10 protein-coding genes are annotated in these 12099 nt (G+C 66.3%); 5 read left to right on the top strand and 5 right to left on the bottom strand.

Annotated elements, in window-relative coordinates:
* Positions 1-2 precede the first annotated feature (2 nt).
* Entirely contained in the window at positions 3-308 is a 306-nt protein-coding gene (locus tag KMZ68_RS22025) for a winged helix-turn-helix domain-containing protein (RefSeq protein WP_215603446.1), read from the top strand.
* A gap of 107 nt (positions 309-415) precedes the next feature.
* Positions 416-1699 carry a phosphoribosylamine--glycine ligase gene (gene purD / locus KMZ68_RS22020; RefSeq protein ID WP_215613250.1) on the top strand — a complete coding sequence of 428 codons (1284 nt, stop codon included), beginning with the start codon at positions 416-418 and terminating at the stop codon, positions 1697-1699.
* A gap of 748 nt (positions 1700-2447) precedes the next feature.
* Here purD and KMZ68_RS22015 read toward each other — a convergent pair.
* A complete protein-coding gene (locus KMZ68_RS22015; RefSeq protein ID WP_215613249.1) occupies positions 2448-3680 on the bottom strand; it encodes an acyl-CoA dehydrogenase family protein in 1233 nt (410 codons plus the stop codon).
* Between the two features lie 131 nt (positions 3681-3811).
* On the opposite strand from KMZ68_RS22015, the gene KMZ68_RS22010 reads away from it, so the two are divergent.
* On the top strand, positions 3812-4723 hold the full coding sequence (locus KMZ68_RS22010; RefSeq protein WP_215613248.1) for an alpha/beta fold hydrolase: 912 nt from the start codon (positions 3812-3814) through the stop codon (positions 4721-4723).
* Positions 4724-4863: 140 nt separating this feature from the next.
* Here the strand turns inward: KMZ68_RS22010 and KMZ68_RS22005 are convergent, their stop codons facing one another.
* Positions 4864-5322, bottom strand: a complete 459-nt coding sequence (locus KMZ68_RS22005) for a nucleoside deaminase (RefSeq protein ID WP_215613247.1) — start codon at positions 5320-5322, stop codon at positions 4864-4866.
* Between the two features lie 152 nt (positions 5323-5474).
* Here KMZ68_RS22005 and KMZ68_RS22000 point away from each other — a divergent pair, with 152 nt between their 5' ends.
* Positions 5475-7622, top strand: coding sequence for a pseudouridine synthase (locus tag KMZ68_RS22000; protein ID WP_215613246.1), 2148 nt, complete (start codon positions 5475-5477; stop codon positions 7620-7622).
* A gap of 6 nt (positions 7623-7628) precedes the next feature.
* Positions 7629-8183 carry a 16S rRNA (guanine(966)-N(2))-methyltransferase RsmD gene (gene rsmD, locus KMZ68_RS21995; RefSeq protein ID WP_215613245.1) on the top strand — a complete coding sequence of 185 codons (555 nt, stop codon included), beginning with the start codon at positions 7629-7631 and terminating at the stop codon, positions 8181-8183.
* Between the two features lie 154 nt (positions 8184-8337).
* On the opposite strand, the gene mutL is transcribed toward rsmD, so the two are convergent.
* From mutL to KMZ68_RS21980, 3 genes are all read right to left on the bottom strand, one after another.
* On the bottom strand, positions 8338-10149 hold the full coding sequence (gene mutL, locus KMZ68_RS21990; protein WP_215613244.1) for a DNA mismatch repair endonuclease MutL: 1812 nt from the start codon (positions 10147-10149) through the stop codon (positions 8338-8340).
* A 101-nt stretch (positions 10150-10250) separates the two neighbouring features.
* Entirely contained in the window at positions 10251-10670 is a 420-nt protein-coding gene (gene arfB / locus KMZ68_RS21985) for an alternative ribosome rescue aminoacyl-tRNA hydrolase ArfB (RefSeq protein ID WP_215613243.1), read from the bottom strand.
* Between the two features lie 91 nt (positions 10671-10761).
* The gene (locus tag KMZ68_RS21980) at positions 10762-12075 is read right to left on the bottom strand and encodes a M16 family metallopeptidase (RefSeq protein ID WP_249779663.1); all 1314 of its coding nucleotides are present in this window, start codon (positions 12073-12075) and stop codon (positions 10762-10764) included.
* Positions 12076-12099 lie beyond the last annotated feature (24 nt).

Raw genomic sequence — 12099 nt, 5'->3', positions numbered from 1 at the left:
CGATGGCCGAACTCGACGATATCATCCACCAGCCGCTGCGGCTCAAAATCATGGCGGCGCTGAACGCGCTGCCGGCCGCCTCGGGGCTGGAATTCTCCCGGCTGAAGAAGCTCACCGGCGCCACCGACGGCAATCTCGGCGCCCATATCGAGACGCTGGCGAAGGCCGGCTATGTAGCGGTCGACAAGGCGTTCGTCGGCAAGAAGCCGCAGACCACGGTGACCGCCACCGCGGCCGGGCGCGGCGCCTTCGCCCGCCATGTCGCGACGCTGCAGGAAATCATCGCCGCCTCGGCGCGGCAGCCCTAAGGCTCGCAGCCACATATCCACATCCGCGTCAGGGTGTGTTGCAGCGCCCCGGCGCCGTGCTAAACCGTGCGCCTCGTCACGCGCCAACCCCGATCTGGCTGCATTTCATGAACATCCTCCTGCTCGGTTCCGGCGGCCGCGAACACGCTCTCGCGTGGAAGATCGCAGCCTCCCCGTTGGTGACGAAACTCTGGTGCGCGCCGGGCAATGCCGGCATCGCCCGGGAAGCCGAGTGCGTGGCGGTCGATGTAGCCAACCACGCCGCGGTGATCGATTTCTGCCGCGCCCATGCCGTCGATTTCGTCGTGGTCGGCCCGGAAACACCGCTGGCCGCCGGGATCGTCGACGATCTCGCCGTCGCCGGCATCAAGGCGTTCGGGCCAAGCAAGCAGGCGGCGCAGCTCGAGGGCTCGAAGGGATTCACCAAGGCGCTCTGCACCGAGTTCAATATTCCAACCGGCGCCTACGGCCGCTTCACCAATGCGGCCGAAGCGCTGGCTTACGTCCGCGCGCAGGGCGCGCCGATCGTGGTCAAGGCCGACGGACTTGCAGCGGGCAAGGGCGTCGTCGTGGCGATGACGCTGGCCGAAGCGGAGGCTGCCATCGCCATGATGTTCGATGGCGGGTTCGGCGCAGCGGGCGCCGAAGTGGTGATCGAGGAATTCCTGTCCGGCCGCGAGATCAGCTTCTTCGCGCTGTCCGACGGCGAGACCGCGATCGCGCTCGCATCCGCCCAGGACCACAAGCGCGTGTTCGACCATGACGAGGGCCCGAACACCGGCGGCATGGGCGCCTATTCCCCGACGCCGTTCGTGACGCCGGAAATCCACGACCAGATCATGTCCCGGATCATCCTGCCGACCGTCGCCGGCATGAAGGCGCGCGGCACGCCGTTTCGCGGCGTGCTCTATGCCGGTGTCATGCTGACGCCGGACGGCCCAAAACTGTTCGAATACAATGTTCGCTTCGGCGATCCGGAATGCCAGGTCTTGATGCTGCGGATGATGTCGGACATCGTGCCGGCCATGCTGGCGTCGTGCGACGGCCAATTGAAGAACTTCGACCTGCGCTGGTTTCCCGATCCCGCGCTGACGGTGGTGATGGCGGCGAAGGGCTATCCCGGCGACTACGGCAAGGGTTCGGTGATCGAGGGCCTCGATGACGCCGCCAAGGTCGAGGGTGTCGAAATCTTCCATGCCGGGACCAAGGCCGGCGACGGCAGGATTCTCGCCAGTGGCGGCCGCGTGCTGAACGTCTGCGCGTCCGGCAAAACCGTCAGCGAAGCGCAGAGCCGCGCCTATGCCGCGGTCGACCGCATCCGATGGCCGGAGGGCTTTTGCCGCCGCGACATTGGCTGGCAGGCGGTGGCAAGAGAGAAGGCGAAAAGCTAGCGCGCTCTATCTTCCGTCCTCACGCTGAGGAGCGCGCTCTTGCGCGCGTCGGGCGAGGGCGGCCCCATCCTTCGAGACGCCGCGAAGACGCGCGGCTCCTCAGGATGAGGTCGGTGGTTGCTGGTGCGGCAAAACAACCCGACGGGCAAGATTTCGCTTAACCCGTCGGGCAAATCAGCACTAACGATTCGCCCGTCTCACCCGACAAGAGGGGCGGCTCGCGATCGTCACGAAACGCGCGGTGGGATGCGATGGACGCGGATGCGCCTTTGACGAACGGTGTGGACGCGGACGGTGAAGTCGTGTGGTCCTGACACCCCGACGCTGGTGTCAAGTTCGCGCTAAGGAGCGCGGGCGACGGTGGCAAGAAAGCCCGGTCACCGGGGAGAGCGCGCTATAAGCCGTAAAACCATTGCGCAGGGAAGGCCGGATTGCCTCCGCTGAACCTGTATGCTCGTGTGCGTGTTCTCTATGTGCATTTGCATGCGAGACCGCGGGTGCAGCGCGCACCCGGTCTTCCCTGCGCCCTCCGATTTCAGGCGGGCGTGACGTTTACCGAAAACCTCGCGCCAATCATGCGGCGAGAACGCGAACCCGTGTTTGCGAAACAAGATGCCGATACTAGCAAATTTGTCACGCGCGGGCTTTCGCCCTCACCCTGAGGAGCATCGCGCAGCGATGCGTCTCGAAGGGCGAGGCGGCCCCATCCTTCGAGAGCGCGCTCCTCAGGATGCGGCCGTCATTGCGTTCAGAGCAAGTCGCCGCCCGCGGCGCTCGCCGTGGTGCCGTGCTCGCGGAACGCCTTGATGACGTTCTTGCCGATCTTCCACTTGTGCACTTCGTCCGGACCGTCGACCAGCCGCTGCGAGCGCACCTGGGTGTACCATTTGGCCAGCGGCGTATCCTGGCTGAAGCCGAGGGCGCCGTGGAGCTGGATCGCGGTGTCGATCACCTTGTGCACCATATGGGCATGGAAGATCTTCGCGATCGAGTTTTCCTGCCTGATGTCCAGGCCCTTTTCCGCCTTATAGGCGATGTGCAGCAGCATCAGCCGCCCGATATAGAGTTCGCTGGCGCAATCGGCGAGCATGAACTGCACCGCCTGGCGGTCGGCCAGCAGCTGGCCGAAGGTCGAGCGCTTCGTCACATGCGCGGCCGCCATGTCGAGCGCGCGCTGCGCCTTGGCGACGTTGTGCATGCCATGGCGAAGCCTGCCGTAGGCGAGGCGGTGCTGGCCCATGTTGAAGCCGTTGCCTTCGCCGCCGAGCAAATTGTCGGCCGGCACCTTCAGATCCCTGATTTCGATCTCGGAGTGGCCGCCGTGCAGGATGTCGTCATGCGGACCCTCGATCGCCATGTTCGCCACGTTGCGCTTGATCTTGTAGCCGGGATTCGGCAGTTCGACGATGAAGGTCGAATGTTGCTTGTGGCGCGGCGCGTTCGGATCGGTTCTGGCTATCACCAGCGCCATGTCGGCAACGCTGGCGGAGGACGAGAACCATTTTTCGCCGTTGAGGATGTAGTTCTCGTTGCCGTCCTTCACCGCCGTGGTCTGCATGCCCGTGGCGTCGGCGCCGGCGGCTTTTTCCGTCATCGAGAAGCAGATGCGCTTGTCGCCGTTGAGCAGCGGCTTGAGGAACTTTTCCTTCTGATATTCCGTGCCGTGGGCGAGGATCGTCATCATCGAGGCGTCGTCGGGCCCCTGCGTGTTCATCGAGAGCGCGCCGAGCATGCTCTCACCGAGCTCCATCTGTACCAGCGCGTTGGCGAGCGGGCCGAGACCCATGCCGCCATATTCCTTCGGCACCCACGGACACCACAAGCCCTGCGCGCGTGCCTTTGCCCGCAGCGGGCCCAGCACTTCGGCGAGCGGCTTGGTGTCCAGTTCCTTTTCCGCGGGGATGCATTCGTCCTGCACCCATTTACGGACTTTCTCGCGGATCGCCTTGGCTTCTGCCGGGATTTCGAAATCGATCGACATCGGAAGTTTCCTCGTGCTGGTTTATTGTTGGTCGGGCTTGGGCGATGGCATATATCCCGGGGCAGCCAGCGGCAACGGCAAACAAAGTTTGAAGCAGGTGCCGTCGTCAGCCGCGAAGGAGTGCCAGCCTGATGCCCGATCTCGCCGATCTGTTTCCCGGCTATGCTTCCGAATGGATCAACACCAGCGCGGGCCGCATCTTTGCGCGCGTCGGCGGCAAGGGGCCGCCGCTGCTGTTGCTGCACGGCTTCTCCGAAACGCATGTGATGTGGCACCGCGTCGCGCCGCAGCTTGCGGACAAATTCACGCTGATCATCGCCGACCTGCCGGGCTATGGCTGGTCGGACATGCCCGAGAGCGACAAGGACCACACGCCCTACACCAAACGTACGATGGCGCAGACCATGGTCGAGGCGATGGAGCAGCTCGGCCATGTGCATTTTGCGCTGGCGGGGCATGATCGCGGCGGCCGCGTCGCCTATCGTCTCGCGCTCGATCATCCCGGCCGGCTGTCGCGGCTGGCGGTGCTCGATATCCTGCCGACCTTCAACTACTGGGAACGGATGAACCGGCTCTATGCGCTGAAGATCTATCACTGGACCTTCCTGGCGCAGCCGTTTCCGCTGCCGGAGACCTTGATCGGCGGCAATCCGGATTTCTTCCTCAGGCAGAAGATGGCGAGCCAGACCAAGTCGAAGGATCTCGACGCCATCGATCCGCGCGCGCTGCAGCACTATCTCGCGCCGTTCCGCGATCCCTCGCGCGTGCATGCGATGTGCGAGGATTACCGCGCCGGGGCCTATGCCGATTTCGAGATCGACAAGAGAGATCGCGACGCCGGCAAGAAGATTACCATCCCGATGCTGGCGCTGTGGGGCGATGCTGGCGTCGCCAGCGCGGCCGCGACGCCGCTCGACACCTGGAGGACCTGGGCGACCGATGTGTCGGGCGCGCCGGTCGACAGCGGGCATTTTTTGACGGAGGAGAATCCGGACGCGACGGCGAGGGCGCTGCGGGAGTTTTTTCTGGCGGGGGTAGGCTAGAGCCCTCACCCTGAGGAGCATCGCCAACGGGTCGCGCGAATGCGCGCCCGATGACAGGCTCCGCGATGCGTCTCGAAGGGCGAGGGCGGGCGTTCATCCTTCGAGACGCGCGCGGTGCGCGCTCCTCAGGATGAGGGTTATCACCTTCGTACCTTGAAGAACTCCTTCAACAACGCCGCTGCTTCGGTCTCGCCGACGGCGGAATAAACCTGCGGCACATGATGACAGGTCGGAGACGAGAAGAACCGCACGCCGGAGTCGACCGCGCCGCCCTTGGGATCGGCCGCGCCGTAATAGAGCCGCCGGATCCGCGCAAACGAGATCGCGGCCGCGCACATCGTGCAGGGCTCCAGCGTGACGTAGAGGTCGCAATCGACCAGCCGCTCGGTGCCGATCGCCTCGGCGGCTTGCCGGAGCGCCAGTATTTCGGCATGCGCGGTCGGATCGCGGTCGGTCAGGGTGCGGTTGCCGGCGGCGGCGATGACCTCGAAACCCCGCACGATCACGCATCCGATCGGGACTTCGCCGGCTTTTCCGGCGTTTTTGGCCGTTTTAAGCGCCAAATCCATGAAAGAAGGGGCGGTCATGCCTCGTATCATTGGAAGAAACCTGCTACTAGATGCACATTCAGCAAAAGTGGATGCCGGTTTTGCGTGAGAATGCGCCTTGAGCCAAGTGCGCGCGCGTGATCGCTATGACAGCCCGTCCACATCCGCCTGATCGCCATTTCATTTGGACACGAGAGACATTCATGCCCCGCGACAACGATAAAAACAACGATTCCCGCGGTCGGCGCGATCGTCCCTCCGGCGGCAAGGGCCGCTCCGGCGCCGCCCGGGGACCCGAGAAGAAGTTCGCCAAGCGCGGCTTTGCCGGCAAGAGCGAGGGCGAGCGGCGCCCCTATGCCGGCAAGTCCGACGGTGAGAAATCCTACGGCAAGAAGCCCTATGCGGGGGCCGGCAAACCCTACGCCGGCAAGCGCGACGGCGACGCTCCGCGCCGCGACTACGGTGACGCCCCGCGTCCCCGCGGCGACCGGCCGTTCGGCGATCGTCCGCAGCGTTTCAACCGGGATGACCGTCCCCGCAGCGACGACCGCGGTGGCGAGAAGCGTCCCTATACCCCCCGCAGCGAACGCGGCGATGCGCGTCCGGCTGGACGTTTTTCCGACCGCAAATTCGGCGACAAGAAGCCCTATACTCCGCGAGAGGGAGGCGGCGAGAAGCGACCCTACACGCCGCGTGGCGACAGACCGCAGGGCGATCGCCCCTACAGCGCGCGTCCGTCGCGCGATGGCGATCGTCCCCGCGGCGACCGGCCCGAGCGGAAATTCGGCGGCGACAAGAAATTCTCCCGCGGTGCGCCCCGGGACCGCCATAGCGGCCCTGGTGATCGCGGTCCGCGCAAGGATTTTGGCGACCGTCCGGCGCATGGCGAGTCCAAGCCCTGGCAGAAGCGCGACGCCAGTTCGCCCGACCATGCCGGCCGCAATTCCCGTCCGCCCCGCGATGGCGCGCGCAATTTCGATCGACCGAAATTCGACAAGCCCCGTTACGACAAGCCGCGCGAGGATCGTGGCGGCGATGAACGTCCGCGGTTTTCGCGTCCGCGCGAGGATCGCCCCCACGGGGATCGTCCCCAGGGCGATCGTCCGTTTCGCGAGCGTCCGAAATTCGACCGTCCCCGCGAGGACCGGCCGAAATTCGATCGGCCGCGTCGGGATCGCGAGGGCGGCAGTTCCTGGCAGGAGCATCCGCGCAGCGAGACCTCAGGCGAAAGGCCGCGCCGCGACAACGAGGACGACAGCAAGGTGTTTGCCAAGCGCCCGGCCTTCGGCGGCCGCGGCGCCTATCGTGAGCGCAAGCCCGAGTTCGAGAAACGCGCCGCCCGGCCGCCGCGCGAAAAGAAATCCGGCGAGCGCATCGCCAAGGTGTTGTCGCGCGCCGGCCTTGCCTCGCGCCGCGACGCCGAGGAGTGGATCGTGCAGGGCCGCGTCACCGTCAACGGCCGCATCATCAATTCGCCGGCGCTGGACGTCACCGCCAACGACGTCATCACCGTCGACGGCAAGCCATTGCCGCCGCGCGAGCGCACCCGGCTGTTCCTGTATCACAAGCCGCGCGGCTTGATGACCACCCATGCCGACCCCGAAGGACGGCCGACGGTGTTCGACCATCTGCCGGAAGGGCTGCCGCGGCTGATCTCGATCGGCCGGCTCGATTTCAACACCGAGGGCCTGTTGCTGCTGACCAATGACGGCGGGCTGGCGCGTGCGCTCGAACTGCCCGACACCGGCTGGCTGCGGCGCTATCGTGTCCGCGCCCATGGCGAAGTAACGCAGGCGCAGCTCGACGAACTGAAAAAGGGTGTCGAGGTCGACGGCGTCAAGTATGGCCCGATCGATGCGACGCTGGAGCGCGACCAGGGCGCCAATGTCTGGCTGGTGTTCGCGATCCGCGAAGGCAAGAACCGTGAAGTGCGCAACGTCATGGCGCATCTCGGGCTCGAGGTGAACCGGCTGATCCGGGTGTCCTACGGTCCGTTCCAGCTCGGCGAACTCGAGGAAGGCCAGGTCGAGGAGGTCAAGACCCGCGTGCTGCGCGAACAGCTCGGCGAAAAGATTGCCGAACTCGCAGGCGCGGATTTCAACCGGCCGATGCCGGGTGAAGCGATCGAAGATGCCGGCGGCGATAGCGCGCCGCGCGGCAAGAAGCCGTTCAAGCCGGCCGGCAAGAGCGCCCTGATCGCCGACCGCAAGGGCCGCCGCGTGCTGGTGCAGCGCACCGGCAGCGAGGAAGCCCGCGCCCGCAACGAGGAAGAAGCCAGCGGCTATGGTCCGCCGCGCCGTCCGAAGCGCGGCTATCACGGCAAGCGCGACATCAAGCCGCTGGACGAGTGACGCTCGATGCGCGTCGTCGGTGGGCGATTGAAGGGCCGCAATCTCGCGTCGCCGGCCTCGCGCGACATCCGCCCCACGGCGGACCGCTTGCGCGAGTCGCTGTTCAACATCCTGATCCACGCCTATGACGACCCGATCGCGGACGCGCGCGTGCTCGACCTGTTCGCCGGCACCGGCGCGCTCGGCATCGAGGCGATCTCGCGCGGGGCGAAGTTCGCGCTGTTCGTCGACAACGGCGCCGAGGCGAGGGCGCTGCTGCGCAACAATGTCGAGGCGCTGGGCCTGGGCGGCGTCACCAAGGTCTACCGCCGCGACGCCAGCAATCTCGGCCCCGCGCATCCCATGGAACCGTTCTCGCTGGTATTCGTCGATCCGCCCTATCGCATGAAACTGGCCGAGAAGGCGCTGGCCTCACTGCGCGACGGCGGCTGGCTGACGCCGGGTGCGCTCCTGGTGGTGGAAGAGGCCAGGGATGCCGCGTTCGCAGCGCCGGATGGCTTCGAGGAGCTGGAGCGGCGGGCGTATGACGATACCGAGTTTACGTTTTTGCGGGCGCAGTGATTACGTGGCCCGCCCAACCCTAACTCGTCGTCCCCCGCGAAGGCGGGGGATCCAGTATTCCAGAGGCATCGATGGTTTATCAAGAACGGCGCGGCGTACTGGGTCGCCCGGTCAAGCCGGGCGATGACGGCGGAGAATGCGGCAGCGTCCCGCCTCATCTCCTCCCGAACAGCTTCTCGATATCCGAAAGTTTCAATTCCACGTAAGTCGGCCGGCCGTGATTGCACTGGCCGGAATTCGGCGTGTCTTCCATCTCGCGCAACAGCGCGTTCATCTCCTCCGGCTTGAGGATGCGGCCGGCGCGCACCGAGCCATGGCAGGCCATGGTGGCGGCGACGTGCATCAGCCGACGCTCCAGCGGCAGCGACTCGTCCCATTCGGCCATGTGTTCGGCGAGATCGCGCAGCAAGGCTGCGGCATTGGTCTTGCCGAGCAGCGATGGCGTCTCGCGCACCGCGACCGCGCCGGGCCCGAAGGATTCGATCGCCAACCCGAACGACGCCAGTTCGTCGGCGCGATTGAGCAGCCGCTCGACGGTCGCTTCGTCGAGTTCGACGATTTCCGGGATCAAGAGGATCTGGCGCTGCACGCCGCTGCGCGCCAGCGACGCCTTGAGCCTTTCATAGACGATGCGTTCATGCGCGGCATGCTGATCCACCACCACGAGGCCGTCGCGGGTCTGCGACACGATATAGGTCTCGTGAATCTGCGTCCGCGCCGCGCCCAGCGGACGGTCGAGCAGATCGGCGGACGGCTGCTCCTGAAAGCGCACGTCCGCCATCGGCGTGCCGACATCGAACGCGGCCTGTCCCGGTTCGGCGAACGCGGGCGCCGCCGAGCCTTCGAAGCCCGGCACCGGGCGGACCGGATAGGCCGGCGAGCGACGCCAGTCCCAATTGCCGGGACGCGGCGCGAACGACGGGCGGAACGAGGCCAGCGCCGCGCCATCGCTGTTGGCGGCGGTGCGCCTGCCTTCGCGGGCAAGCCCTTCCTTCAGCGCGTGCACGATCAGCGCGCGGACCAAGCCGGCATTGCGGAACCGGACTTCGGTCTTGGCCGGATGCACATTGGCGTCGACCTCCTGCGGTTCCAGCGTCACGAACAGCGCCACGACCGGATGGCGGTCGCGCGGCAGATAGTCGGAATAGGCCGCGCGTACCGCGCCGATAATGAGCTTGTCGCGCACCGGGCGGCCGTTGACGAACAGATATTGCCCGAGCGCGTTGGCGCGGGTCAGCGAGGGGGCGGCGGCAAAGCCTTCGACCACCACGCCTTCGCGCTCGCTGCGCACCTCGATGGCGCAGCTTCGAAAATCGGCGCCCAGGATATCGCCGAGCCTCGTCAGCCGACCGGCAGAGCCGGGCAGGGCCGCGGCCCAGGTCACCGGCGCGCGCTCCTCGCCGGCCAGCGTGAAGGCGATGTCGGGCCGCGCCATGGCGAGGCGGCGCACGACTTCGCGGATCGCTTCGGCTTCGGTGCGGTCGGTCTTGAGGAACTTCAGCCGCGCCGGCGTCGCATAGAAGAGATCGCTGACCTCGACCCGGGTGCCCTGGCTCAGCGCCGCCGGCATGATGCCGGATTTGACGCCGCCTTCGACCGACAGCGACCAGGCATGCGGTTCCGATGCGTGGCGCGTGGTGATGCCGAGCTTCGCCACCGCGCCGATCGAAGGCAGCGCCTCGCCGCGAAATCCCAGCGTGCGGATCCGCAACAGGTCCTCGTCGTCGAGCTTGGAGGTGGCGTGGCGATCGACCGCAAGCGCCAGATCGCCATGGGTCATGCCGCTGCCGTCGTCGGTGATGCCGATCCGCCGCCTGCCGCCGCCGTCGGTGAAGATGTCGATCCGGCTGGCGCCGGCGTCGATGGCGTTTTCCACCAGTTCCTTGACCACGCTGGCGGGGCGTTCGACCACTTCGCCGGCGGCGATGCGGTTGACGATCTGTTCGGGGAGCTGGCGGACGGGCATATGGGCGACTCAAGGATATGAGGCCCCAATTTAGGGAGTTTTGCCGGTCGAGGGGAGGCCGCACGCGGAAAACCCCGGACTCTCCCCGCTGTTCTCAGTCGTCAATCGTCGAACCGGGCCGAGCCGCGTTTCGCCTTGATGTCGCTGCGGCGCTTCTTGCCTTCCAGCCGGCGGGTTTTCGAGCCCAGCGTCGGCTTGGTGGCCCGCCGCGGGATCGGGCGCGTCATCGCCTCGCGCAACAGTTCGAGCAGGCGGTCGATGGCGTCGGCGCGGTTGCGCTCCTGAGTGCGGAAGCGCTGCGCATGAATCACGATTACGCCGTCCTTGGTCATGCGCTGGCCGGCCAGCCGGTTCAGCCGCAACGCGGCATCTTCCGGCAGCGCGATCCGGCGGGTGTCGAAACGCAATTGCGCGGCGGTCGAAAGCTTGTTGACGTTCTGCCCGCCCGGGCCGGAGGCGCGGACGAAAGAGATCTCGATGTCGTTCTCGTCGATCGAAAGGTCGCGGGAAATCCGCAGCATGGCGTCACCGGAAGGCCCGACATTACCGTGATGGAATCGGGTGGCAAACAGGATACCGGGTTTGCCGAGCCTTTGTCTCCCCGCGCGGGGGTCAGTTCTTCGCCGTAGGCGGCGTCGCCGCGGCCGGCTGCGCGGCGGCCTGCGGGGCGCGGCCGACGATCACGGTGAGCAGGCCCTGCCCCCACAACCGCCTGGCGGCCTTCCTGGCGTCGTCGAGCGTCACGGCATCGACGATGGCGTTGCGCTTCTCGATGTAATCGATCGGCAACTTGTCGAGCTGGTACTGCAGCAGCGCCGAAGCCAGCTTCGAGGAGGTGTCGAGCGCCAGCATCTGCGAGCCCTTGAGGTAGGACTTGGCCTCGTCCAGCTCCTGCTGGGTCGGGCCATCCTCGGCGATGCGGCGGATTTCCTTTTCGATGGCGTCGACGGTCTCGCCGGCGCGGTCGGCGCGGGTGCCGGTATTGCCGATGAAGATCGCGGAGCGATCCATCCACAACAGCGATTCATAGACCGAATAGGCGAGGCCGCGCTTCTCGCGCACCTCTTTGTAGAGCCGCGACGACAGCCCGCCGCCGCCGAGAATGTGGTTGACGATATAGCCGGCCATGAAATCCGGTTCGTGGCGTTTCATGCCGGGGCCGCCGAACGTCACCACGGTCTGCGGCACGTCGAGCGGAATGAAAGCGCGCTGCGGCGGCCTGGCGGCTTCGACGTCGGCGACCGGCGTCAGGCCGGCCTTGGCCGGCAATCCGCCGAAGGTCTTGTCGAGCAAGGCGCCGAGCGTGGCCGGGTCGACATCGCCGACCACGGCTATCCGGAGCGTGTCCTTTGCCAGCACGCGGCGGACATAGTCCTTCATGTCGGCGGTATTGATCGTCGGCACGCTTTTCAGCGTGCCGTTGGCCGGCCGGCCGTAGGCGTGGTCGCCGAAGGCGACTTCCAGGAATTTGCGGCTGGCCAGTGCAGTCGGATTGGAGCTTTCGCGCCGCAGGCCCGAGATCACCTGGGCGCGAATACGCTCGACATCGGCGCCGTCGAAATGCGGCGATGTCAGCGCCATCCGCAACAGGTCGAAGGCCTCGTCCCGATTGTCCTTGAGCATGCGCAAGCTACCGCGGAAATAGTCCCGGTTCGAGGCGAAGCTCAGCTCGATGGCGCGGCGGTCGAGGCGTTCGTGAAACGTCTTGGAATCCAGGTCGCCCGAACCTTCGTCGATCAGGCTGGCAACCATATGGCCGACGCCGGGCTTGTCGGCTGGGTCCTGCGTCGCGCCGCCGCCGAAGGCATATTCCATCGCGATCAGGGGCACGGTGGCGTCCTGCACGAACCAGGCTTCGATGCCGCCGGGCGAAATCAGGTGCTGGATCCTGGCCGCGGCGTGCGAAGGCGTTATCGCCGGCGGCATCAGGGTCAGGCAGGCCGCCAGGAC

It is taken from the genome of Bradyrhizobium sediminis, from assembly GCF_018736105.1.
Classification (GTDB): Bacteria; Pseudomonadota; Alphaproteobacteria; order Rhizobiales; family Xanthobacteraceae; genus Bradyrhizobium.
This window is presented reverse-complemented; position numbering and strand designations above follow the sequence as displayed.